The sequence below is a fragment of the Haloarcula sp. H-hyl2 genome (genome assembly GCF_056934385.1).
The window spans coordinates 116,623-141,901 of record NZ_JBRIIJ010000004.1 but is presented as its reverse complement, the minus strand read 5'-3'; the positions used below and the strand labels follow the sequence as shown (position 1 = coordinate 141,901).

The window sequence follows — 25,279 nt, the reverse complement described above, 5'->3', positions numbered from 1 at the left end:
TACGGTGCAGCCCTCAGCCGGTCGGTGATCTCTTCGACTTGGTCGCACCCACAACGACTGCAGACCGCTAGCTCTTCTGGCACAGCATGTTCGGTGTCACAGGCCTTGCAGGCGAAATACCGCAGCTCAAGCATACTTACAGTATGGCTGCCGGCGACTTAGCATGTCCCCCTGCGGGAAGGGGTAGGAATCCACTCGAACGCAGGCTCGAGCGTCACTACCAGATGCTCGCTATGTAGCAGTGGTTGTCCGTTACTGCACCCGCAGTATCATCCGAAAGTGCAAACCGAGAGCGAGTATTGTTTTGATCTGTTTCATCGGGTCGCATCCTCATCAGAATGAGTTGTATTCCTAAACATGTGTCACAAGTAGCTACTATTTTGATGTTGGAGCGGAACGTTTGATCAAATGTCGTTACTTTTCGACCATATCATCGGGCAGTTTTCAGTTGCCGACGCGACTCTTCATGCTGCGACTCCCGACGAACTCGAGAAGGGTGGGCCGGACGTACCAGTACGACCAGTCGCAGAGTTCGCCCAAAACCACGACGAGTTGGTTCATCCGGAGGAAGACTGGACCTGTATACCCCTTCACGAACAGGGGGCTGCGACACGCACTGGTTCGTTTGTGGCCTTTACCGAACACGCACTACACGGACCGATTTGTATCTTCGAGCAGGACGGGGATCGTGAGTTTATCGACGTCGACGACTTTGGGGCCACGAAACTCGCCGACAAAATCCGATTCTGGCACTCGGATTGGATACCCGAAACCTATCCGCCCACCTACGATTCTCCGATCGATGATCACGAACCGGCCCGCAATCCAGTCGAGGCCGACCACCTGATCGACGAGTTGCTTGCCTATGTCGAAAACGAGCGCGATGCGACGCGGGCCGCGAATCGTGACCGAGCAACCCGGCAGTCACCATCTATAATCTACGAGTCGGGTGGGGACGCGATCCCCGCCATGCACGCTCTAGGCAAGAGCGATGATGGAACGTTCGAGTTCCGTGTTGATCTCCCATCGCACCTCGAATCGCGCCGAGATGGTGACTGGGCGTTCTTTGTCGAATCCGAGTTCGGCATCCATGAGGGTAATGAAGTCTTGCTGGACGTGTGTGACGGAGAGGGCACTGCTGACTGGGCTCCACTCCGAGCAGAGGTTTCACGGGTTCGGGGGTTGAATATCTGGCTCACTCTCGATTGGGCATCGATCGACAACGCAACTCGGGTTGGTAGCGCGCTGACTAAGGACACTACAACGTACGGAGTGAGTGCACTGCTAAACCCGGTTCCGTTCGACCGTGAACGAGAGGCAATCGAAACCCTCAGAGAGCATTCATTTCAACCGGTCCTAGCAGGATCGCGTCCGATCACGTTTTCTAATGGGGCTGCTGCGCAGAGTGAACAACTCGACACCGCACTCAACCAGGAACAGCAATTGGCGGTCGAACACGCGCTCTTGGCCGACGATTTGTTTTGTATCCACGGCCCACCAGGAACAGGGAAAACTCGCACCCTCATTGAAATCGTGCGACGGGCAGCAGCTGCTGGTGAGAGTGTTCTCGTCTGCGCAGATTCGAACCAAGCGATCGACAATCTCCTCGTTGGCGCCTCCACGACAAATGAGGCCGACCCACGATCCTTACATGCACATGGTCAACACGGCGACGGTGAGTTCACACTGACACGCCTCAATGCCAGTCACTCCGACAGTTCGAATGTCCGTCGCTGGTACAGTGATGTCCCTGGCCATCCCGACGTCGTCGCGGCAACGAACAACACTGCAGCCACGATTGCGCGGGAATTCGACCTCGTTGTCCTCGATGAAGCGACACAATCGACGGCGACAGCCTCGTGTATTCCACTTGCGAGGGGTGACCGAGTGGTCCTTGCCGGTGACCACCGTCAGCTGCCACCGTACAGTGCAAGAGAGGAACCCCCAACATCTGCGTTCGGCCATTCCCTGTTCGAACATTTCTATGCGACAGGTGGTGTCTACGAGGGCGTTGGCATCCAACTCCATACACAGTACCGGATGCACAAGGATATCGCCTCGTTTTCGAATGAGGCGTTCTACGACCGAAGCCTCCGTAACGGCCGGGCGGTCGACCCACTTCCTGACCGATCGCCTGTCGAAGGCTACAATATCGGTGGAACTGTCGAAACTATCGACAACTCGAAAGCGAATTCGACTGAAGCTCGCTTAGTCACCCATCTTGTCATGGAACTACAGGAGGAGCTTCCACCGGAGGAAATTGGCGTGATAACACCGTATACAGCACAGGTGTCGAAGATACGTGAGATGCTCGCAGCCAATCTGGAGGAGGCTCGCGATGTGACCGTCGACACTATCGACTCTTTCCAGGGTAGCGAACGAACAGCAATCGTGCTCTCACTCGTCCGGAGTAATGGCGATGGTGACCTCGGGTTCCTTGGCCGACCGGTGGATGGGCCACGACGCCTCAACGTGGCCCTCACGCGAGCGAAACGCTACTGTGCAATCGTTGCTGACTGGCATACACTCCGCTACGAAACCGATGGAAAATCCAATTCCCTGTATACGGATTTCTACCAACACTTCGACACTAAGTATCGAATACGGACTGTCGATCCTGATTTCCTTCCTGTTTAAATACATATATGATAGGGGGGTGATGCCTCTGCGGCGAAGTGCTGACAGATAATAAACCCGGACATCGCACGCTATGTCCAACAGGGAGCCTAGGAGTTACGGGGGGACGATGACACGATCCAGAACCAGATAGCGAACGACTGCGGAGCAACGAGAAAAGCAGTCGCAGAGACGTTCGGCGAGATTCCATATCGAGGTGGGTCGTTTGAGACCAAACGAACCGCCCTCCGGGAAGTTTTCTCCAGTGCCAATGAGGAGTTGACCACATCATATATATCTGAACAGGGAATATGAGGCAATAAGATGAGGCAAATCCGTTTGTGGAATCTGATTGTTTGTGTGGTTGTCAGTAGCATTTTAAATAGGGAGGGATATTATTCGGATGAGTGATGATATCGAGTGGAGCTTTACCGATGAGAGGCCATCGGAGATAGCAACCATTGTCACAGAATCGCGTGATTTAGATATCGCGAAATCAGTTCTCGAGCGAGATCTAAAAAAGGCCAAACGAGCTGGTATTGATATCAATCAGGCCCTTCGGACCCTCCTTACTGCCCATGACCAATCGCGAACAGAACCGTGGGTTCTTGATATATACGGGGTAGGGACGGTCCGAGGCTGTCGTCTCATTGAAGCAGGATTCGATGAGTTGGAATCGATAGCCCAAGCGGATATAGAATCACTCACTGAAATCAAAGGAATCAGTCGGGATTATGCTACTGTCATCAGCGAACACGCTCAAGAGCTACTTGGGCAGCGCGAGTCGACAATAGATGCGATTGCTGCAGAAACGAGCGAGTCCAAAGAGCAAATCGAACGAGACCTGAGTTCGCTGGGTGCGTCCGGTGTTGCACCTAGCCAGGCCCGGGAGTTTCTAATCGACCAGTATAGCGCTACTCGACCACGCCTCATTGATATCGAGAAGGTCGGGATGCGTATTGCTTATTTCCTCACAGAAGCGGGCTTCGACACGCCAAAGGCAGTGGCCCAAGCCACAGCAGAGGAACTACTGGATGTTCGGTATATCGGGCAGACAAATGCTGAGAATATACTACAATCTGCGATGTCACTCACCTCCTCAGCCGCCGATAGTACGGAGGGAGATGAAATTGAGGAGCAAAAACACAGTGGAGCGGAAGAACAGAACCATGATTCCCAAACAGATACCTCAGATCAGGCCTACAAAATTGCTTGTTTTGGAGGACTTACCGCCTATGAGCTGATACAGGATCCAGAAACTGGACTGGAACTGGCGAGTCAGGTGGCAGATGATCTCCGATCGGAAAATATCGATTGTGTCCTATACACCGGAAATCGGGCATCTAATATCGATTCCGTCAATATGGATTTCGAGACGGCAGTGGAAGCCACGGTTGATTTGTTTGCCGATGCTAATTTTGATGCTCCAGTTGGATTCGTTCTGGGCGCGTACGATACCTACGGGGAGTCTGTTGAGTCAAACGCGACACCGGCTACTAACTATGCTGAGTATCCAACCTTCCAAACACACGGCTTCCCACGTTTACCGGACGACATAATATATATTCCACCTGATAGCATTGTAGAGATCGGCGGTATCCGGTTAACCCAGAACCCAGATCTAGCTACGCCAGAGACAATTCATCTCACGCATCAGAGGTCAAATCAGGGCTCTAAGGAATCAAAAGCCGACATTTTCGGTGATGGCATCCACGGATACTACCATGGCAACAAATTAAATACGATCGCGGTTACGTATGATCTCGGCTTGACTAAAGAAACGGTTCCTGGGGGGTATCATATCCTGACTGTGGGTTCGGAAGGGATCGAGACAGAGGAATTCAAACGACTGGGAAGAGTCGGCCAACTCGAGTGCTGGGAGCACACTGCGATAGGGCGTCAGTATCTGCACGGACCAACAGAATGTCCATACTGTGAAAACAGTGATGTAGAATTGGAGACACCAGGAACAGCCCCACTTTCGGAGCAGATTCCAGGCCAAACAACATGGCAATCGAAACTGGTTGCGTCATCCCAGTGTAGAATCAACCAAGCCACACTCAACGCGTATTACCACAATCACGGTGTTCGTCGACCGGTCAAAACTACAGAAGAGGATGTGCCCTCAGAGGCGGGTGCCGAACGGAAGCTAGATATTCAGGCTCTAGAAGCCGGTATATTGCAAGGGGAGTGGATTTTCTCCTGCCCACCTAGCACCGTAGATGACGTCTGGAATCAGCTACTCGAACTAGTCGATGATGGCGAGTTGTATGATGCACGTGTGGATACGAAACTCCACATGAAGTTAGGAGACTCCGATCGTTATTACCTGTCAGTTTTGGTACCAAACTACTTTGATTCTAACGAGGTGAGGAGAGTCATGAGACAAATCAAGGGAGAGGGACTTGTCTCAGATAGTTTGTTCTTCAAACCGCTACTGTATTCAAAATTACGGGTTACAAGCCAGAATAAGGCTGAATTCAGCTTAGAGAAAACCACAAGGTACCAAGAAATGACTGAATAACACCTGTCTCGTACGAGGCAATAGATGTTATTTTTGCCGGTAACAACAGATTTAATAATCCATCATGAAAAAACTTGCTTGTCTCACACCGAAACAACATTGAGACAATGAGACCAATGACGACACACCAAAATAAGCTCTCTGAGATAGATGGGAGTGAGACCCGAGTTACTGTCCGAGCGGAAGTTACAACCCTAACACAGCTGAATACGCACTTCTACGTACAAAAGGGACCACTTCGTGATGGGTCGCTTGATTCGGACGAGTGCGTTAAAGTCTTGCTTGCAAAAGATGGACAGCCGAACCGTCTGAAAAAGTATCACGAGTATCAGTTCACTAACGTTCGAACTCGGTTTGAAAGCTCAAACCGTCCGTGGGGACCCGAGGTTCAAATCGTCATTGACGAGTACAGTACCGTCGAATGTCTGGATGACGACGACAAAGACGGCTACTCTAGCCATGATCCAACGGGTGGGAGTGGTCCCAGCTCGGGTGGAAGTGCTGGGAAATCGAAAACACGGGACAGCGAGATCCGGAGTAATCTAAATCTGACGCGCGGGGGTCCATAGAACGCCTCCCTTGAGAGGATCGGAACCTAACTGACACACAAATATGCCAATTATGTCACAATCAGCGACAGCTTCGGTTCGTCAGCACGAAAAGAAGGTCTACATCCTTCGGCTTGAGGGAGAGAACTACTACGTAGGTGCAACAGGTGATCTGGACCGTCGCCTTCGACAACATCGATCCGGCCAAGGGGCTAAATGGACACAGAAACATCCGGTCATTGAGCTTGCTGCCTCTTCCAATCCGGTTTCCAAGTGGCGTCAACTGGAACGTGAAGTAACCCTCCGGATGATGCGAAAATACCACTGGAGTAACGTTAGAGGAGCATGTTGGACGGCCCGGTGCCTGTCCTCAGCTCCCCCTGCACTACAAGAGACAAACAGTGGAGTCAATAAATGACCCGCACGCTCAGAGAAATCAAGCGCTACGGTGCTGACTGGGATGAGAAACGCAAACAGGTACTTTACCGTGATGATTATACATGCCAGCGCTGTGGCCACAAGAGCGGCCCGCATGCCGGTGATGATGGCCGCATCCTCCAAGCGCACCATATCAACAAGGTGTCTGATGGTGGGTCAAATGAAAAATCAAATCTGGTAACCCTCTGCCGGCCCTGTCATGGGGTTCAGCACCCTGATAATGATACCTTCGACAATGTCCGTGGCTATGCACAAATATACGCTCATCAGAACGCTGACGACCGTGTTGCGTATGTAAATTCAAAAAAGGAACGCGAATCACGCCAATCCTTTATTGACCGAAAGGATTCTCACTACTGTGAGCGCTGTGGCCGTCCCGTGAGTTCCGAGATGGAAAAGTACCTCTATCCCAATATTGATTTCAGCGAACGCGGCACCTATGAACACCCCGCCGAGAAATTCGGCGTCTTGTGTGGTCCGTGTACAGGCCTGGTCGCGAGCGCTGATGACGATAACGTCAAAAACCTGGTCCTGGACATGCGCGGCAAGGCGTTAAAGAACCAGATTATGATGGTTAAAGGAGAAAAGGACCAGGCTTTGATATCGGGGTCGAATAAGACTCGAAAGTTTGGAGCTACACGTGATCCTGTGAATCGGAAAGAATGGCTCCTGTTCAAAAGTCCATATCGCATTATCCATTGGCTGTGGCGGAAGTTGGGCACACCTGCGCTCACCATCGCGCTCTTTCTCTTGACAAGCCCACTGCTGGATAGTCGCAGTGTGGCCTTAGCGTCTGCAGTTCCCGAGATTGGTTCCGGTGCATCGTGGTTTTATGTCGTCGGTGGTGGTGCCATTGTCTGTGTGGCCTCAGCATATGTTGTCCGTTGGTCAATCGCGGCAATTTCTGATCAGGTGTGGAAGACGATTGATAACACCATGGAGCCACATCACTTCACTAAGCCGAAACTGTTCACTCTCAAGCGTCGGCTTCGTAGCGTCCGTAACTGGCTCATAATCCCTTATCTCCTGTTCGGCGTCCTGTACGCGATAGTGACCATCCTCTGAGAAACTGATCCTCTGGGCGTTGATTAGATCGTTTAACCTCCTCTCACGACTGAAGTGGCGGTAAAGAGCTTTCCTACGAGAGTGAGACTATTTCGGATTCTTTGCACCGACTTCGCACTGTTTTTGTCATAATGCGTTTTCAGTTGCCGAAGGTCACCGATGGATCCGACAACGACGACCTTCGGAGCGCGCGGGCACCATTGTACCGGATTTTCAGAGAGAACCGTAGACTGCTTCGCTCCCTGCAGAGGCTACTGAGCCGCTGGCTCTTTGTGCCATGCGTTTCGCGGTTTCGATAGTTGCGAGATTTACGAGCCCGACCACAAACCGGAGAAAAGGTTACAATCCACCAGCCAGCCACGCTGCTTGTGTGATAATCCAGTGCATATAGAATACCGTGTTTTACAGAGTGGTGGCGATCCACCGCTGGGAACATAGACAGTGACCGGGTTCAATACTATGGAGATGACCCAGTATCGGAGAACTATCTACACCGGATCAACCGTATTCAATCCCAGTGATCGAGGCTCGTTTGGCTATTGTCTTGTTTCTGGCTGGCGGAATGAGCACCACTCTCGCACTCCTGAGACAGTTTTGACAGTCGGCTTTTGATTTCCGTGGCTGATGAGACGATAGCCGTTGTTTCACCAGAACGGAGGGTTGAAAGCCCCTTGTCGGGCTTTATTCCAGACTCATGATCGGGAACGAATACTGTCCGATTCTGATCGACAGCATCCTCATACTGTGACATAGTCCCCCCAGAGCCGTCCGTCGCAACAATAATCAAGCCCGGGCTCAACGCTGAGATGGTCTCATTGCGGTCGAGAAACGCGTATCGTGCCGGTTCGGCAGACGGTTCTCGATGAGAGAGGAGGAGCCCGCCTTGCTCGACGATGTCTGCAAACAAATCTGCGTTCTCTTCTGGATAAAGCCTGTTGACACCTGTGCCCAGTACTACGATTGTCGCACCAGTCGCGTCCAGTGCTCCTCGGTGTGCTGCCGCATCCGCGCCCAGAGCACCGCCACTGATGATTGTATAACCATCCGCAGCAAGCTCTCTCGAGACCTGTCGTACCCACTCTTTGCCCGCCGTGTTAGTGTCTCGAGAGCCTGATACACTCACTGATGGGTCTTCCAACCGCTCAACATCCCCTTTCGCATAGATAACGAGGGGGCTGTGGAACTGATCTAACGGTTCAGGATAACGGGCGTCGTCGATGCCGATAACCGAGATTCCATTGGCTCTGTAGCGATCGAACCGCTCACTGTAGGTACGAGACAGATTGGGGAGATTGCGTAGCTGGTCCACAGTGTCCTGGGTGACATAATGGAACTCCTCAAAGGCAGCCAGCGGGCTCTCCACGATGGCTGACTCAGTATCAAAGGCGCGAAATAGTTCGAGGGCTCGCCGGTCGCCGATACCATTTATCTCAGTGAGCGCGAGAAGCGTCGCTAGCTCATCCGATTTCATCGCTCGATGCCTGCGATTATCTCCGATGCGTAGGCCTCGGGTTTCTCTATATCTATAACCGCGCCTTCTTCGACACCGGGCGTGAAGCCAAGCGTAAGCCCGATTACCCGCCCTGCACCTGCCTCTTGGAGTAGATGAGCGCCCGCCAGTAGCGAGCTCCCTGTTGTACAAATGTCGTCAAACAAGAGAACCGTTTCACCATCCAGTTTGGTGCGAGCGCGGAGTGTATCCTCGGGATTGACAGCGACATCCTGACGCTCATCGGCTGACTTGCCTCGTTGCTGACTGGCCGTCTCTGTCCGTTCGAGCATCGGGGTGTAGACGATCGACGTTTCCACGACGGCATCTCTCGCCAGCTCGACCAACTGTGGACTGAGACTACCAGCCTCGTGTCCCGGAAACACCGTGATGTAGTCGTAGTTCCAGTGATCACGAAGGAATCTGCGGTGAACCATATCCTGTAGCCGCCGCCGGAATGATGGGATAGCTCCGTCACGTCCGTGTTTGGCTATATCCTGCAGTTCAGTGAACGCCCCCGATGCCCGCCGGTACCATTCCAGCCCGAAGACAGGCAGCGACTGATCGACTGGGGAGAGCGCCGGCGGGTCGATACGCCGAAACAGGTGGGTGAGTTTTCCGTAATCAAGCAGGAATGACTCGACGTCTGACTCCGAGGTTGGCGTCGCATCAACAACCGGTCCAGTAATCGGGTCACCAGTGGCCTGCCCAGGGCCAGAGAGTTCGTCAAGTTCGACTAGCTCTCCACCGGGTACAGTGGAGAATAATTCTCTGTACAGGTCCGCTATGGGCACGGTCTCATCGGAGGCACCGACCTCCGTCGGGAGGTCAGGATAGACCGGAAAGTCGTTCAGTATCCCCATCGCATACTGCAGCCCTTCGACTGAGGTGACTATTTCCGGGAGTGGGTGGCTCCCACCCGGCGGCACGGGTCGGACGAACCGATGCGTATTCTCTAACCATGTGTGTTTGGCCAACCAGTCCTGTGTCTCACGGTGATAGGGCTCGGTATCTATTACCTGATACTCTGTTACCCAATCACCATCACCAAACGTGTCTCGATAGTCACGTATCGGGAACGAGAGACGGTCCTGATGTTGCGGACCGAATCCCGCGAAGGTCACGTCCGGACTACCGTGACTGAGACATGCATTGAGCAACACATGGTACTGTACACAGGGGTCGGTAAGGTCGTCAGGATGGATATCAGTCCCAGCGACCTGCATCACCGTCCCGACCACTTCCCGAACACTTCGGATTGCCTCATAATATTCTGACAGCGGATTAGGGGTGATGTCTGCGTGGTCTTGGCTCTCGTCAGTACCCCGCTGGTTGGACACAGTACCTGTGGGCTTGCTGTCGTTGTGACTAGAGTCCGGTTCCTCTTTTTCCGCGGATTCGCCCTCTGTTTCACTAGATGCGCTGTTGGATTCCGCTTGCGCGTATTCGCTCTTTTTCACATCTGACAGCATCTGTCGTATCTGTCCTGAGCTGAGTCCGGTAGCTGTTTTGAGTTCACTATGGGAACTTGCAGACAACTGCTCGGTTGTCGTGATACCTGCCTCTGCGAGCGCATATCCAGCGGTCGGTCCCAGTCCACTAATAGCGTACAACCCCCCATCTCGCTCCATATCGATAGCATACCGACGGATATGCTCTAGGGCTTCGTCCCTAGAGGCCCCCCGCTCTCCGAGGATTCCAACCGATTTTTCGATGTCATTTTCTGACAGTATTGAAGAATATGCTGCAATGGCCTCCATAGTCGGTTCTGGTGTTTTCCCCTCGTATGGATCGCTGCCCGTAACAGAACCGGCGGTATCGGTCGCAGTCTCTTCAGAGTTACCATCAGACGCAACCAAATCTCCCGGGTGGTTACCAGTCGCACGTTCGCCAGCGAGTGTATAGTACAGTGATAGTGTCTCGTCAAACGTCTCGAAAACTAGCTCTCTGACGTCACGGCCGCATATATCGGCTAGACTCAGATCAAGAGTGACTACGAATCCATCGCTTAATTCGTTGGCTCGCTGAGTAAGTTCATCGGCGTCAATCTCTGACATGGTCTCATGTTTCGTAGCAAGAACAAACTCCGGATGCGAAGACAAAAATTCGGACACTTCGGAACCGTGTCGGCGAAGATTCTCTTCGATATCCGCAACCACTGTGTCATCTGCCCATGGGCCAAGGTAGAGGCCACAAATCACTTCGCGCTGGAAAAATCCACGAGCAGAACCGACATCGAATCCGAATTCGAATTGGAGCCCTGATGACGGTTTGCCGAGTGACTGATATCCCTCGTGAGCCACGCCGACCCAGAGATACTGTGACGCGTCGGGATCCGGTGGCCCGACGTATGGCGAACCGGGACTACCTGACCAGTAAAAATGTTCGAGGTTCTCATCTGCAGAGAATATATCCTCAAGTTCCGTACGCAACTGACCGAGCGCTTCTGCAAACTGTCTTGAGTCCGGAGACTCGTCATCAGTAGTAGACAGCTCATCAAATTCGTCGCGTGCAAACTCGATGCTCATCTCGATACGCTCACACTATCTCAGATTGATAAAAAAACCTACCGCTGATTTCGTTTCGTGTGGCGGATATATACTATAGAGTATTAATACGTGAACTCGATAGACGCTATGTTTCGAGGCAAAATCGCCGGGTATACCGGTACAAAACACTTGGATATATCTGCAAACAATAACTTCATAAATGAGTAGTGATACACAGTCGTTTCCGGTGGTAGAAGAGACAGCTCAGCCAGTGACCGGACAGCTGCGCGATTCTATCGATATGTACACGGGACAGCCCCCTGCAGTTGTCAGTATCAGCGACATCCATGGCTTCCTCGGGGATGCTCGGAGTGCCTTGCTGACGCTCTCTGATCATCCAGATTACGACCCAGTGGTGACACAGGATACGGACGGCCGTCTCCACTGGGCTGACAACAACTACGTCCTTGTATTCAACGGCGACCTCATTGATCGTGGGCCGCAGAATATCGAAACCCTACGGCTAGTCGCACGGTTGCGAGAAGAAGCGCCACTGGGTCGAGTCCGGATGACTCTCGGGAACCACGAGATGGCAGTCTTGACACCTAGCTTGTTTAGCTGGGATGGTTGGTTCTGCACCGACGTTGGTCCCGAAGGCCGTCAGTCATTGTTCAGTGCCATACTGGACGGCCACGTGGTCACAGCCTACGAGGGATATAGCGTGACGTATGTCCATGCCGGCCACAGTGAGCCCTACGATGTCGAAATAGTCAACGACCGCCTCATCGAGGCGACTGCCCAGTTGCGAGACGCTCATCAAACGCTGAACGACCATTCAACACAACAGGCAGTCGTCGACACGTATCCCCTCGTACTGGGCATGGGTAAGAACCATTTGAAACACCCCCCTGCTGGGCTCGTCTGGATAGATTTCCAGTATCTCTCGTCGGACGCGCCACCACAGATTGTCGGGCATACACGGCATGACTCAGTGACGCAAAAAGGACAGGTACTCTGTCAGAACGTCATTCGAAACACACATTCTACCCCTGGTGGGGAAGCTGTCCTCGTCGAGACACCAAACAATCTTGTCTCTCTGTGCCGGGCACCAGCCGGTGGCGTACATAGAACAGCATACACCCTGTAGCAACCAGGACGGCGATTTACTGCTCCTCTTTGCCGCATTCGTTCACCCCGGTTCCTGCGAGAAATCTCTGCAGGTGGGTTGGATCCGTTGCCCCATTCAGTAGAATCTCAGTCAGGAGTTTGCGGAACTGCACTAGGACCCCCGTATTTTGCTCTTCTAATTGTAGCAATAGCGACTCCCGGATTTCTATGATTGGGCCAATATCTGTTTGCACTACCGACACAGCGACCTCAAGTGCCTTACGAGTGTTTCTCGGATTATCACCTCGGAGAAGTGGATTTAACCGGCTGCGTTGAATCGCCATAAGGCGGTGGAATTCACTGTTTGACGGCACGCTTGATGTTGTAGACGACACACATCAGAGCGATTTCTCGGAACTCACGGAACCATGTACGCGCTCGCACGGCGATAGTGATCCTCAGAAGTTTTGTATAGTTAGGTAGACTGCCAAAGAAACCCGCTCTAACCAATCTAAAAGGCCAACAAAGTACTCTAATCGCGTTTAAGGAATACGTAGAGAAGCGGTGGGTGGAGTGAAACAGCCACACAAAATCGCGTTTAGAGCCATTGAGATTCGCAATATTGGCCGCCACATATAAATGTAATCTCGCACAGTCGTCGTTCTGAGAGAGACCTGTTCATGATCTCTCCTGCCATCTCAGTCGTATCTATCGAAAAATGCCGACGATCACTAAAGCCGAGCGAGCGCTTCACAGCTGAATTGACGGTCTCAGTCATGGAGCGCTGATTGTAGCGCTGTTTGTCGATTCTGGCGTTGTGAGCGTGGTCGTAGGGAGCGAAGATGCGGTGCTTGATGAGCGGTCTGATGCCGAGTTCACGCAGTGCTTTGCGGAGCGCTTGCTTGTCATAGCCTTTGTCGGCTGCCAGAGACCGCAGATCGCCCGCATTCCGGCGGGCGATCTGCTCAGCGAGGTCTGCGTCGCTTCCTTCCCGGGTCGTTGAGCAGTGTACGTCAAGGATTGCTTGGGACTCTGTATCGACGAGTTTCGTGACTTTTAGCTTCTGTACGCGGTAGCTGATTCGCTGGCAGTAGTGGCGGCTCGCTGCTGAGCGTTCGTAGAATGTAGCGTCGATTGCAGCGTGTTTCGAGGGATCGTGTAGCTGCGCCGACTGGCGCAGCAACACTCGACAGACGCTCATTTCGATTCGGTCGAACGCTTTACACAACGTGGATGGAGAGGGGAGATCGGCCGTGCTGAGGCCGATCTCCCCGGTTATTTGTGGCATCTCTTTGAGCAAGTCAATCGTCATCCGGTAGGACGTATCAAGGTAAATCCGCAGACAATGCAGGGAAACGATGGCATAGTCGGCGAATCCGCCGCCACCTTCCGGGGCGGCGGATTCGTCTCCATCACCGGTAACAACTTGAGCAATCGCCACAATCTCACCAGTGAAGCGGGAGATTTGCGTCATAGACAACCGCATCCTCCCGCTTCAACTCCTTTGATTTAGCGACCTATCCCGACGCCATCTAGCGATTCAACAGAGCCCGTAAAAGACAGGATGGTCCTCACTCGGTCGGAGCACGTCGTCGGGGCCTTCGACCGACCGGGCGAAGTGGGGATACTCTGTCCCGATCGAGTCGAGTGGGTACTCGGCTAGGGCGGCGAGCAATTCGGAGTCGATCCAGTTGGTGTGTCCCGACAGCATCGTGGGAATGTCGTTGTTCTGAAACGTATTCATGTGTCTGCGTCTTCGGGGTGATTGTTTAATTTTGTCACTCAATCGGTTCAAGCTACGACGGGAGGAACCCTACCACAGCGAGTTGCCAGCTAAACCCGAGTCCCAGTAGAGTCAAGACTGTGTAGTGGAGTCGCGCTCTCAGTGACCAGTAACTGTTCCACCACGCGAGCACTGTCCCGACCGTAGTCACGATAGTAAGAACCGCGATGACGGTTGGTAGTGCGAGTGCGATCTGCATCGGAAGTGGTTGCGTGATGAGTGTGAGGTCGCCACCGGTCTCCAGGACGAAGACGAGAAGTACGACAAACCCAATCGAGATGCTGCTCAGGCCGACGCCTGCTGCACGGGTAAGCCACGAGGGGTCGCTCAATCGGCGTTTGATGCTGTGAGTGTAGCCGCTTCTGTCGACATCATCGTCCTGTTCGGTTCGGTGCTGAGAGATGTGCTGTTCTGTCATTTGGAGTCCTCCATATCAGGTTCATCGTCGGTACGATACTGTTTCCACTGCTGCCAAGCGCTGTATCCGCCCTGACCAGCCAGTGAGAGCCCAAAGCCAGCGACTGCCGTCCCGAGGACTCCTCCGGTGACGAGCTGGCGTTCGTGGAACGGAACTGGTTGGTAGACGCCGGTCGGTTCGCTGCTCACGTTCAGCACGTCCACATCCCCATCTGTTATTTCGAAAGCGAGGACATCGTGGCCGCCAACTTCCTCGTATACGTACGGTTCAGTCTCGACCCACTGTTGGGCCTCATCTTCGAGAGTGGTTGTGCGAAGGCGGCCGTCACTTGCGGGTTCGACAGTCAGATGTGCGAGCATATCGGCGAATTGAAGTGGTCCACTCTGCGGGAGAGAGGAGAGGCTATACTCGCCGGCGACCGTTTCTACGCGCTCACGACTGCCAGATATCGAAGTCGGTGTCGGTGTCGTCGGTGCCTGCTGGAGATCGTACTCCGCGACGACCTCGTCGACGACAGCTTTCGGCCCTTCACTCGGATTGCTGTTGTAGACGACAAAGATCCCGACATCGTGGTCTGGGGCGAGCAGCAGGTAGCTGCTGAAATTGACGGTCGCACCCGAATGGCCGATAAGATTGGCGGCGGGGTTTCCGTACTCGTGGAACCCGTACCGCCAATTCGTGACTGCCGGGTGACGGACATGATGGCGGCTGTGCATCTTCTCCGAGGTCTCCGCGTCGAGAATCCGTTTGCCGCCGACTGCGCCGTCGCCGAGGTGTGTACTCATAAACGCAGCCATGTCCGTCGCTGTCGCGCTCAGCGAGCCCGCGGGGCCCATATTGATGTACACGTCGTCAGTTGCCAGGAACGACTCACCGTCACGGATATGCGGGGTGGCGAGGTCGCCGGGCTGGTCGGCCGGGACAGGCTGGGCAAACGTGCTGTGGGCCATCCCGAGCGAGTCGAATATTTCCGACTGTACGTACTCCTCGAACGTCGTGTCGTGAGCCTCGGCCACGACGTGACCAGCGAGTGCCGCACCATAGTTGGAGTAGCCGACGAGTTCACCGGGTGGGCGGATACGCGAGCGCTGCTGAGCGGTGAGTACTGTCTCTAACGAGTCGAGAGCAGCTGGGTCGTCGACGATATCCGGGTCGAGCTTGGATTCGAATCCGGCAGTGTGAGTGCCAAGATGCTGGAGCGTCACGGGGTCGTCGTATGTAGCCGGAACTGTAACAGCGGAGTCACCGAGATACGAGTTGATATCAGTATCCAGGTCGAGTACTCCCTGCTCGACGCCTTGCATGACGGCGGTGTAGGTGACGAGCTTGCCGACTGATCCGACTCTGAACACTGTCTCGTCGGCTCGGACTGGGACATCGGAAGCGGCGTCAGCAGTGCCGTATCCTTTGGTGAGGATGGGCGTGTCTCCGGAGACGATGGCGATACTTGCTCCAGGGGTCGTCGTTCCGATCCGTTCGGTCATCACGTCGTCGACGAACGCTTCGAGTTCGTCCACGTTCGGGAACGAACCGTCACCAGACTGTGTGTCGGCACTCTGAAGATCTGTTGCGATGCTCGTTCGACCGGCTGCAGTTCCGAGGCTGGCAAGTCCGAGGCTACCCAGACCGGCGAGGAATGACCGTCTCGTTGTTCTATCGGTACTGTCGTCAGGGGTGGAGGGTTGTGGTCGTGTCATCAGTCCGAGCTGCTGCGTGTAACGTGGTTGCCTTGCAGAACGGTTCGGTCACGATTTCGCCAGTGTGTCCACAGTAGCACGATGACGTACCCGGCGAGGACCGCTACGAAGAGTGGAATGCCGCGGGAGGCGCTCCACAGGCCCGTCGCAGTGTGTTCGACTGCCAGTAGACTCGGGACGCCGGGTGTTTCTGCTGCACCGATGCCGAAGACGTTCATGAGTGCGTAATTCACACCGAGGTGGAGGCCCATCGGGAGCGCGAGCTGGTTGGTACGGAGATAGGCGATGCCGAACAGGCCACCGAGCAGTCCAGTCTTCACGAAGACGAGTCCAACGTTGGCGTCCGCGAGCACTGCACCTGGAAGGTGGACGAACGTGAACGTGAGTGTGCTCACGACCAAGGCAACACTGGTTGCGACAGGCTGGCTGCTGTCGCGGGCTGTAAGTCCCTCGACAGCGTTCGTGATGAACGAGCCACGGTAGATGTACTCCTCGTAGAACGCGACGCCGACGAACGCGGCGAAGAAGACGAGTAGCCACCCGAGCTGTGCCGCGTTTGGGAGGAGTGTCTTGCTGGTCACTCGCAGGGAATCGGTGGAGAGCGCGATGGCGATGGTCATCACGACGATGAGGGCCCCGAATCCGGTGCCAACGATGAGGTCGCGCCACCAGTCGCGGGACAAACGGTACCCGTATTCGCGGACTGGTCGGTCGTCGAGATACCGCGCGGAGAAGCCGATGACACCCAGCATCACGAGAGTGGTTCCGCCGAAGGCAACCACCATCATTGCACCCCGAGACAGATCGAACATGAGTGCGGCTACGCCTGCGAAGCGTAACGCCAGGAAGCCAGCGAGGACCGGGATGAGTATGCGCCAGACAGCGCGAACGCGGTCGCTTTGTTGGCTCCAGACAAGCGATTGCAGGTGGGTACTGACACTAGACATACGCCACCTCCGGCATAGCGAAAGAATTCGGCTGCAACGGTTCGTCTGTCTCGGGGTGACAATGCGTCTGGGGTGGGGCGTACATGGTGGGTCCGTGGGTCGGAAAGTCGCGGATGTTGGGTCGATGAGCGAGCGTGTGCATGGGAGTTTACCTCGGAGTGGCGGTTATGACGGTGACGAGCCCGAAGAACGCAGTAGATGCGTTCTTGACGGGTATATCAGCCTGTTCGACGGTCTCCAGCGGTTCGTGATTCAACCGGCAGCCGTTCTTCTCGTAGTGGGACTCAGCACGCCAGTCTTGGAGCCAAGCCAGTGGTGCAGCGTCGCTGCGCCTGTGTTCGAGCAGCAGAATCTCGCCGTCAGGGGTACAGACTCGCTCCATCTCGTGGAGCGCTGCAATCGGGTCGGGGAACGTGCACGTGGAGAACGACGAGATGACGGTGTCGAAGCTGTCGTCCGGGAACTCGAGTGCTTGGGCGTCCATCTGCTGGACCTCGCCGTCCAGTTCGAGCTTGTCAAGCTCACTGCCTGCGTGGGCGAGCATCTCGTCGCTGATGTCGATGCCGACGATCTCACTCGACGACGGGAGGTAGCGGAAGTTTTGCCCGGTGCCGCAGGCGACGTCGAGCACTCGGCCGTTCGCGTGTCTGAAATGCTGGCGACGGTACCGACCGGCGAAGAGCCGGTCAAGCTGTTGCCAACGGGCGATTTTGTCAGCCACCTCAGCGTACGCGTCGGCGATCTCGGCAGCCGATTTCGAGCGCTTTTGTGCTGACTGCTCTTGGTTGGTATTCTCGCGTTGTGTCCGATACTGCTGGCCTGTCGAATCGTGGGGATCGGCTGATTGCATGTATTGGGACTCCGCTGACGGCGATTATTGGTCGGTCCAGCAACACCAATAAAGTTATTGGAAATTTGATAATTTGTCGGATCCGCTTCAAAACCTGAGTTGAGCAGAAAACCGGAATTACACACCCCTGATGGCAATAGTCGAAGAAACCCCCAGCTAGCACCGTCGTCTGCTCAACGGCAGTTTCGTAATACTGTTGTCAGGAATGACGAAACTCACCGCTTTCGCCTCGCACGCGCTCCGTCCGCACCACCGTTGCAGTCGAATCAAGATAGAGTCGAACTGCGTCTACTCCATGGCGCAACACAACTTCGTACTCGTCGGGATCAGACGCCGTCTGCTCTGATGTCCAACGACCTTGATAAAGATATTCGTGAAACTCCCAGAGACCCCGCGTTGTCACATCGACTCCATGATCCCAGTGGAACGCAATCGACGCCGGGTGGTAGACAACACTGTAGGTCAACGGGCTATTGTATTCCCGGAGACACTCTTCGCAGGTACTCGCCACCACGAACGAATCAGCATCGGGTAACGGGGATTCAGGCACCGAAACCACGTCGGCAGACAGGTGCGCCCCGCACTCCGGGCACATCCGCTGCCGTATCTGCCTGGCATCCTCCGCACTGCGTAACTTGACGCTCTGTACGAGTGAATCACCGTCCCGCGTTCTGGCTTGTGCTGGCGTGATCGGTTGTCCCGTCACCTGTTTCTCACAAGCAGTACAATCTATCCGAAAAAACTGATGTGAGAGTTTCGCCTCCAGCGCTTCCTCACCGCAGAAGACGCATATTCCATCGACCGGTTCAGGCCCGAACCGCTCTGGTTGCTGGTAATTTCCCGACAGGATGAATCGAACGATGCGCTCACCAGCGTGTGAAAGAGAGTATCCATCGTCACTTTTCCGCAGATAGGTGCCTGTGAGTTCCCCAAGGTGGTACGACAGCTTCGACGTGTTCTTCACATCGACGTGGTCATATATCTCAGAAAACGCGAGTTCGGCAGCCCCGGATCCAACTTGCTCAAGTTCGTACTGCGCAATGGCGACGGCACGAAGAATATCAACCCGTGTGTCGTCAGCGAGAAGGCCAAAAATATCCGTCGCAGAACGGTTTTCGACCATAGTCTTTCGTATCAATTTCCAGTTTAGCGAAGATATTGAAAGCTTTCATCATACTCTTCAATGAGAAATACCACGACAATAGGCACGGAGGTAACTAGCTATGATGAGTACTATATTCAGAGTCTGCTAACGGAGTCCAAATTTCTTAGTTCCCATATCCCAGATTTGCTGAATGTATGACTGCAGCGTACGACCCGGTTGAATCACCTGACGAAACGACTATCTTCCCTTATCATAATCTCACTCCACCAACGAAAGCAGATGTCTATCAAGCACGCCACATCGTCAACCGGCATCTTCCACGGACGCCGCTCGTTCGAAGCGAATCGTTATCGGCGAGGTTCGACGCTGATGTCTATCTGAAACGGGAAGACACGCTCCCGACAGGTGCATTTAAAGTTCGTGGTGGCATTAATTTGGTTTCCCAGCTTGACGCCGAGTTTCACGAACCTGGACTGATCGCTGCAAGTACTGGAAATCATGGTCAATCCGTCGCATATGCCGGGCGCACGTTCGATGTACCCGTGACCATTGTCGTACCCGAAGATGCGAATCAGTCGAAGGTAACAGCAATGAAACGACTTGGTGCGGAAGTTCGGTTCCACGGCGAAGTGTTTGACGACGCCCGAGAGCACGCCGAGGAACTCGCTGCGAACGAAGGCTACCGGTACGTTCACTCGGCGAACGAACCGGCACTCATCGCTGGCGTCGGCACAGCTGGGCTCGAAATCATCGAGGACTTACCCAATATCGACTACCTGTTTTGTCCGGTTGGCGGCGGATCCAGCGCAGCGGGTTACTGTCTCACCGTGGGTGCACTGGCGGATGCAGACGTGATTGGTGTGCAGTCAGAGGCCGCGCCGGCAATGCACCGCGCGTGGTCAGAGGGACATCTCACGCCTCACAACCGCATGGAGACCTTCGCAGAAGGAATTGCGACGCGAGTTCCGTTCGCGTTGACGCTGGATGTGCTTCGAGACCAACTCGACGATTTCGAACTCGTGAGCGAGCAGGCGATTGAAAACGGTGTCCATGAATTACTTACCAAGGAGAGCATTCCTGCGGAAGGTGCGAGTGCAACCAGCCTCGCAGCCATGAGACAGCGGCAGGACGAAGTTCAAGGACAGACGGTCGTCTTCCCTATCTCAGGGAGAAACATCTCTCCAGGCGCGTTACAGGCCCTTCTCGAAGGGAAGGGACTCAATTGATCCTTCTGGTATGACGATGCAGCAGTGTATTCCATAGATACGATTGGGAGTTCGATGGGGTGAACTGCCTGTCCAGCTAAAGGCCCCACCTCGCTGGACGCGAGTACCAGCCTGTGATTATTCCAACCACCGCGGATACTTTTGATCGATCTGGTTGTGCAACTCCACCCGTGACTGTTGATGAGCCGTTCTCCAACCGTCCAGGCACGCTCCGCTCGGGGCGAGTCCTAAGTCCCATTAGATCACTCAAGCATCCGTCGATAATCATGACCAGAGTCTCTTGCCACACTCTGTTCATACTGCGAACGAGATGGTTTCATCACCTTCTGACTCAAACCCGACAGTGCCCATTTGTCGGCGTAAATAAATGTGTCTGAGACACCCTGGAGAACAAAGGTGTCAGGGAGCGGCGGTGGCCCCGTCTCCGGGGTCGTGAGCAAGCGGCGATACGACGAGATCGTCATAGGGGAACAATGGCTTCTTTGCCCGCCCGACTGTCTCGAAGCGGATGACGCCCAGCGCTTCGAGTGTGGTCAGTTCTTCGTGGACATTCTTCTTGTCACGACTGACCAGTCGTGCTGTTTCGCGAATGCTTTCGGGTTCTTCATCTCTGATTACGCGCAAGAGTGTGTACGTCCGTTCGTTGAACACGTCGGTCAGCTGGCTCTCGTTCGGGAACCGAACAGTGGCCGGCCGGTCAAGGTGTTCTCCCTCCTTGAGTTTCTGAATGGCTTCGAGGCCCTCTTCGTACGGATTGGTCTCGTGGTCAACCGTAACTACGAGCACGTTCTGTTCAGTCATGGGTATCACCGTTGTCGTTGGATGGACCGAACCGTGGCTTCGGAATCTCGTCCCAGAACCGTTCGTAGAGTTCCTCGATGCCCGGGAACTTGACGAACTCTGGTTCTGGGTCGGGAGCGACGTGTAATTCGTGGCCTTTCGTATCCTCGTGTGAGTTATCGTAGCGACGGATCGTTCCGTCGTCAAGCGTCTCGGGACCGGCGGTCAGGGCTCCATAGTGAAGCGTGTACCGCCACCCCGATGGATAGGCATCGTCGTCTGTCCGCCGAATCGACACGCGAACGACAGTCCCATCCTCGTACACTGTGGCGTTGTCGTATCCATCGAGGTCGTCGGCCGTTGGTTCCATCCGGTACTACGTTGGTTTCGTGGCCAACGATATAGGAGTGTTGGTTCCTCAAACAACGTTATAGAGACAACGCTGTACTGAGTGATTCGGCTATGAATTGATTCGCCATAGGGCGAGAAGCACGATCACTTTTACAGAGGGCTAGCACCTCTACTTAGCCCTAATCGTAGCAGTGCTGGAGGCAAATATCCCGTCTGAGAATTGGCACCACACTCTTATGATATCTGCTACAGGAGGTCTATATATGGGTCATCTATCAGATTTTCATATTCTACACGTTGATGACGAGCCGGATTTTACTGACATGGTAGCTGACTTTCTCGAACGCGAGGACGATGGATTCATTGTCGAGACCGCAACGAGCGCTAGCGAAGGATTAGACAGACTTGCTGACGAGGACTTTGACTGTATAATCTCTGACTACGATATGCCCGAGCAGAACGGAATCGAATTCCTCAAAACAGTTCGTGAAATGGCTCCTGACCTGCCGTTCATCCTGTTCACCGGCAAGGGGTCGGAAGAAGTTGCCGGCGATGCCATCTCCGCAGGCGTTACTGACTACCTGCAAAAAGGGCGTGGCACTGACCAGTACACCGTGTTAGCAAACCGGATCCGAAATGCTGTCGAACGATATCGTGCCGAGCACGCCCGAGAGCGTCAGCGCAAAGCCAGCGAAACCGCACACGAGGGCATCAGCATCCTCAACGAGGACGGCGAATTCATCTATGTCAACCAGGCGTACGCAGATCTCTACGGCTACGATCCCGAAGACATGCTTGACCAACACTGGGAATTGGTGTATCCCGACGACGAAGTAGCAGTCACACGGAACGAGATTTTACCGACGGTCGCTGATGAGGGCTCTTGGAGCGGCGAAACGACCGGCCTCCGAGCCGATGGCACTACATTTCCCGAAGACCACCGGATCGTCCAGACGGATTCTGGAGAATTGATTTGCTCGGTTCGAGACCTCTCTGCAGAACAAGAATTACAGATCGAACTGACGCGATTTTCGACGCTCGTAGAGACGCTCAGTGACCCAGTCTACGTGCTTGATGAGACGGGACGGTTCGTATACGTAAACGACGCGTTCGTCGAGATGGTCGGGTACCGCCGCGAAACCGTTCTCGGCGCGACACCAGCACTGATTAAATCAGTGGAAGCAGTCGAACGAGCGGAAGCCAATCTCGGTCGGATTCTCTCATCGGACGGTCCCAAGAGCGTGCAGTTCGAGATCGAGATTCAGCCCAACGATGGGGGGCCGATTCCCTGCGAGGACCATATGGGTATCTTACCCTACGAAGGGGAGTACTTCGAGGGTTCGGTCGGGATGTTGCGTGACATCACCGAGCGCAAAGAGCGCGAACAGGAATTGAAACGGCGGAACCAGCGTCTCGATGAGTTTGCCAGCGTCGTCTCTCACGATCTCCGGAACCCACTCAACGTGGCTACCGGTGGGATAGAACTCGCACAGGCGGAGTATGACAGCGAACACTTGGAGCGCGCCGAACGTGGTCTCAATCGAATGGAGGCTTTGATCGATGACCTCCTGACGCTGGCTCGTGGCGACGAGACAATCACTGACCGCGAATCGGTCGACATCGTGCAGATTGTCGAGGAGTGTTGGTCGAACGTCGAGACAGAGGACGCCACGCTCGTCACCGACGTTGATTGTACAGTCAATGCCGACGAGAGTCGGCTGAAGCAGGTATGTGAAAATCTCGTTCGTAACGCGATCGAACACGGTGGCGACGACGTGACCGTGACTGTCGGTGAGTTTGAGGAGGGGGTCTACATCGAAGACGATGGTTCGGGGATCCCCGAGGACGAATACGACGATATATTCACTGCGGGATATTCGACGAGCGACGAGGGAACGGGCTTCGGGCTGAGTATCGTCGAACAGATTGTCGAGGCCCACGATTGGGAGATACGCGTCACAGAAGGATCCAAAGGCGGTGCGCGCTTCGAAATCATCACCAGTGAGTTCGTTACTGCGTAAGTCTCCTTTCAAGATCGACTCATCTGACGACTCGTCTGACAGTCCGTCGACGAGCGGTCCGTGGCTGCCGACGGATTGAAGATGATTGTTGGCGCCGGAGCTCGGGCTAGCCTTGCCTGAGAGGATGTCTGATGCTACTGTTTGGGCGCACTGACACCTGAGATGACGATACGGATTCCGTCTTGATACGACGTATCGAGCGTCGCCTCCCAACCGTGGGTCTCGGCGAGCATTCGGAGGTTTGGGAGTGTCAATCCGGCCTCGGCATCGGGAATCGCGCTCCCATACTCGAAATATGAGGCCGGGTCGGTGTTGCCAGTCGGCGCACCGTCATCGGTAATTGCAAAGCCATTGTCGGTGACGGTAACGGTAATCTCGGTCGCACCGTTGTGTGCACCGAATGTGAACGAATTGACAAACAGCCTTTCGAAACGTTCGGGATCAGCCGTGAGTTCTGCACTGTCCTCAATCGAGAGGGTACCATTGTCAACGTCAGCAGTCGCCCATGCCGCCTTCGCGATAGTTCCAAGGTCAACCGTCTCGGTCTGCCTATTTTCAACGGTTTGACCGTATCGAGCGAGCTTTGCTAAGTCATCGACAATATCTGCCATTCGTTCTGAGGTGTCCGAGGCGGTCTGCAAGCTATCTCGAGCCAAATCCACCTCACCGTCTTTGACCGCGTCGCCAGCGATGTCGATTCTGGCGCTGACAATCTGCAGTGTATTGAGCAGTTCATGCCGGATAGCAGCGGCGAACCCTTCCAATTGTTCATTCTGCCGTTCCAGCTCTCGACGCTGTCGTTCGGTCCGAGTCACATCAGTAAACAACAACATCCGGCCGATGCCAGTCTGGCCCAGAGAAAAGCGCGTGTCACTGACCAGATAGTGTTTGGTCTCGCCGGCGCTGGTCCGGTCAAGGATCCAGTTTCGGTCGCCAAGTTCCGTGCTCGCGGGTGGGATAATGGCGTCCAGCGGTCCCCCCGTCGCCCCTTCTAGGTCCGGGAACAGCTGCTCAGCGCGTTTATTATAATGGCTGATTCGATCATCGCGGTCCAAATAGATGACCGGCGCGTCAACGCCGTCGGTGAGTTGGACGGCGAGAAACTCTTCTTCGAACACGTACAGGACGCCGATTGCGAAGACGGCGACACCAAGCGGCTCGTAGTTGATATCAATGAGGGCATCGCTGGCGAAGCCGACGATATCGAACACCACAGGGAGGCCAGTAATCCCGACGAGCACGGCCAGTGGCCGTGTATCGTAGTCGGCGTCCAGAAATAGTTCGTACAACATGAAGAAGCCCACCGCGACAAGCGCATAGGAGAGCCCGGTAACGACCCAGTGTAAAGTACCGTGCATGATTGTCTGATGCGGGAAGGGCTCGGTGACGAAGGTCGTCTGGAAGTACCAACCGTGGATTGGGTTCGTGAGTTTCACTGCGACGATAGCGAGATATAGCGCCACCGCGAGACGTCTATACATCTTATCCCGGTGAAAGGAGCGTCCGGTGTAGGCTGAGGTGAAATAGAGCCAAGCCCCAACGGTAGTGAGTCCGATGATCAGGCTGAGCGTGTAGGCTCCGTAGCCTAACGCAGGCGTTGGCGCGACCAGAAAAGCCAATTGTAGCGCGGCCCAGCCGCCACTCCCGACCAGCAACGCGACCAACCCTCGACGGGTATCGGTGTCTGTGACCTGCCTGGCACGGCCGAGAGCGGCTATACAGCCGAGCGCGGCCAGTCCGTAGGCGAAAACATATGCCAAAAACGCTGGAGAAACACCGAGAACGGTCATCTATCAGAGTTAACTGACTGACCGGTTTGAGTCCT

The 25,279-nt window shown here is 54.5% G+C and carries 19 protein-coding genes; 7 read left to right on the top strand and 12 right to left on the bottom strand.

Translation table 11 applies throughout. The features are described from left to right. Positions 1-408: 408 nt before the first annotated feature. From Hhyl2_RS19945 to Hhyl2_RS19930, 4 genes are all read left to right on the top strand, one after another. Positions 409-2,637 carry a DEAD/DEAH box helicase gene (locus Hhyl2_RS19945; RefSeq protein WP_483552555.1) on the top strand — a complete coding sequence of 743 codons (2,229 nt, stop codon included), beginning with the start codon at positions 409-411 and terminating at the stop codon, positions 2,635-2,637. A gap of 382 nt (positions 2,638-3,019) precedes the next feature. Then, on the top strand, positions 3,020-5,140 hold the full coding sequence (locus tag Hhyl2_RS19940) for a putative phosphothreonine lyase domain-containing protein (protein ID WP_483552554.1): 2,121 nt from the start codon (positions 3,020-3,022) through the stop codon (positions 5,138-5,140). Positions 5,141-5,752: 612 nt separating this feature from the next. Continuing rightward, positions 5,753-6,106: a GIY-YIG nuclease family protein gene (locus Hhyl2_RS19935; RefSeq protein ID WP_483552553.1), complete on the top strand. Its 354-nt coding sequence runs from the start codon at positions 5,753-5,755 to the stop codon at positions 6,104-6,106. Then, positions 6,103-7,191, top strand: coding sequence for an HNH endonuclease (locus Hhyl2_RS19930; protein ID WP_483552552.1), 1,089 nt, complete (start codon positions 6,103-6,105; stop codon positions 7,189-7,191). The genes Hhyl2_RS19935 and Hhyl2_RS19930 overlap by 4 nt, the downstream gene beginning before the upstream one ends. 508 nt (positions 7,192-7,699) lie before the next feature. Here the strand turns inward: Hhyl2_RS19930 and Hhyl2_RS19925 are convergent. Both Hhyl2_RS19925 and Hhyl2_RS19920 read right to left on the bottom strand, forming a co-directional pair. Further along, a complete protein-coding gene (locus Hhyl2_RS19925; RefSeq protein ID WP_483552551.1) occupies positions 7,700-8,662 on the bottom strand; it encodes a DNA-processing protein DprA in 963 nt (320 codons plus the stop codon). After that, on the bottom strand, positions 8,659-11,208 hold the full coding sequence (locus tag Hhyl2_RS19920; protein WP_483552550.1) for a phosphoribosyltransferase family protein: 2,550 nt from the start codon (positions 11,206-11,208) through the stop codon (positions 8,659-8,661). Before Hhyl2_RS19920 ends, Hhyl2_RS19925 begins: the two co-directional genes overlap by 4 nt. A 181-nt stretch (positions 11,209-11,389) precedes the next feature. Here Hhyl2_RS19920 and Hhyl2_RS19915 point away from each other — a divergent pair, with 181 nt between their 5' ends. Then, on the top strand, positions 11,390-12,316 hold the full coding sequence (locus Hhyl2_RS19915) for a metallophosphoesterase (RefSeq protein WP_483552549.1): 927 nt from the start codon (positions 11,390-11,392) through the stop codon (positions 12,314-12,316). Positions 12,317-12,874: 558 nt separating this feature from the next. Here Hhyl2_RS19915 and Hhyl2_RS19910 read toward each other — a convergent pair. The 7 genes from Hhyl2_RS19910 to Hhyl2_RS19880 form a co-directional block, all read right to left on the bottom strand. Beyond that, positions 12,875-13,750 (bottom strand): IS5 family transposase, encoded by an 876-nt coding sequence (locus tag Hhyl2_RS19910; protein ID WP_483552548.1) that lies wholly within the window; start codon positions 13,748-13,750, stop codon positions 12,875-12,877. A 66-nt stretch (positions 13,751-13,816) separates the two neighbouring features. After that, complete coding sequence (locus Hhyl2_RS19905) at positions 13,817-14,020, bottom strand: DUF2891 family protein (RefSeq protein WP_483552547.1); 204 nt, start codon at positions 14,018-14,020, stop codon at positions 13,817-13,819. A 52-nt stretch (positions 14,021-14,072) separates the two neighbouring features. After that, a complete protein-coding gene (locus Hhyl2_RS19900; RefSeq protein WP_483552546.1) occupies positions 14,073-14,477 on the bottom strand; it encodes a hypothetical protein in 405 nt (134 codons plus the stop codon). Beyond that, positions 14,474-15,994, bottom strand: coding sequence for a serine hydrolase domain-containing protein (locus tag Hhyl2_RS19895; protein ID WP_483552545.1), 1,521 nt, complete (start codon positions 15,992-15,994; stop codon positions 14,474-14,476). Before Hhyl2_RS19895 ends, Hhyl2_RS19900 begins: the two co-directional genes overlap by 4 nt. Positions 15,995-16,173: 179 nt before the next feature. After that, positions 16,174-17,121, bottom strand: a complete 948-nt coding sequence (locus Hhyl2_RS19890) for a lysostaphin resistance A-like protein (protein WP_483552544.1) — start codon at positions 17,119-17,121, stop codon at positions 16,174-16,176. 148 nt (positions 17,122-17,269) lie between these two features. After that, positions 17,270-17,971 carry a class I SAM-dependent methyltransferase gene (locus Hhyl2_RS19885; protein ID WP_483552543.1) on the bottom strand — a complete coding sequence of 234 codons (702 nt, stop codon included), beginning with the start codon at positions 17,969-17,971 and terminating at the stop codon, positions 17,270-17,272. Positions 17,972-18,170: 199 nt separating this feature from the next. Continuing rightward, entirely contained in the window at positions 18,171-19,094 is a 924-nt protein-coding gene (locus Hhyl2_RS19880) for a DUF7351 domain-containing protein (RefSeq protein ID WP_483552542.1), read from the bottom strand. A 176-nt stretch (positions 19,095-19,270) separates the two neighbouring features. Here Hhyl2_RS19880 and Hhyl2_RS19875 point away from each other — a divergent pair, with 176 nt between their 5' ends. Next, on the top strand, positions 19,271-20,302 hold the full coding sequence (locus Hhyl2_RS19875; RefSeq protein ID WP_483552541.1) for a threonine ammonia-lyase: 1,032 nt from the start codon (positions 19,271-19,273) through the stop codon (positions 20,300-20,302). A gap of 399 nt (positions 20,303-20,701) precedes the next feature. Here Hhyl2_RS19875 and Hhyl2_RS19870 read toward each other — a convergent pair whose 3' ends face one another. Then, complete coding sequence (locus Hhyl2_RS19870; RefSeq protein ID WP_483552540.1) at positions 20,702-21,103, bottom strand: HVO_A0114 family putative DNA-binding protein; 402 nt, start codon at positions 21,101-21,103, stop codon at positions 20,702-20,704. Continuing rightward, a complete protein-coding gene (locus Hhyl2_RS19865) occupies positions 21,096-21,452 on the bottom strand; it encodes a toxin-antitoxin system TumE family protein (protein ID WP_483552539.1) in 357 nt (118 codons plus the stop codon). The genes Hhyl2_RS19870 and Hhyl2_RS19865 overlap by 8 nt, the downstream gene beginning before the upstream one ends. A gap of 244 nt (positions 21,453-21,696) precedes the next feature. Here Hhyl2_RS19865 and Hhyl2_RS19860 point away from each other — a divergent pair, with 244 nt between their 5' ends. Then, positions 21,697-23,454, top strand: a complete 1,758-nt coding sequence (locus Hhyl2_RS19860; protein ID WP_483552538.1) for a PAS domain S-box protein — start codon at positions 21,697-21,699, stop codon at positions 23,452-23,454. 134 nt (positions 23,455-23,588) lie between these two features. On the opposite strand, the gene Hhyl2_RS19855 is transcribed toward Hhyl2_RS19860, so the two are convergent. Next, positions 23,589-25,244 (bottom strand): histidine kinase N-terminal 7TM domain-containing protein, encoded by a 1,656-nt coding sequence (locus tag Hhyl2_RS19855; protein ID WP_483552537.1) that lies wholly within the window; start codon positions 25,242-25,244, stop codon positions 23,589-23,591. Between the last annotated feature and the right edge of the window lie 35 nt (positions 25,245-25,279).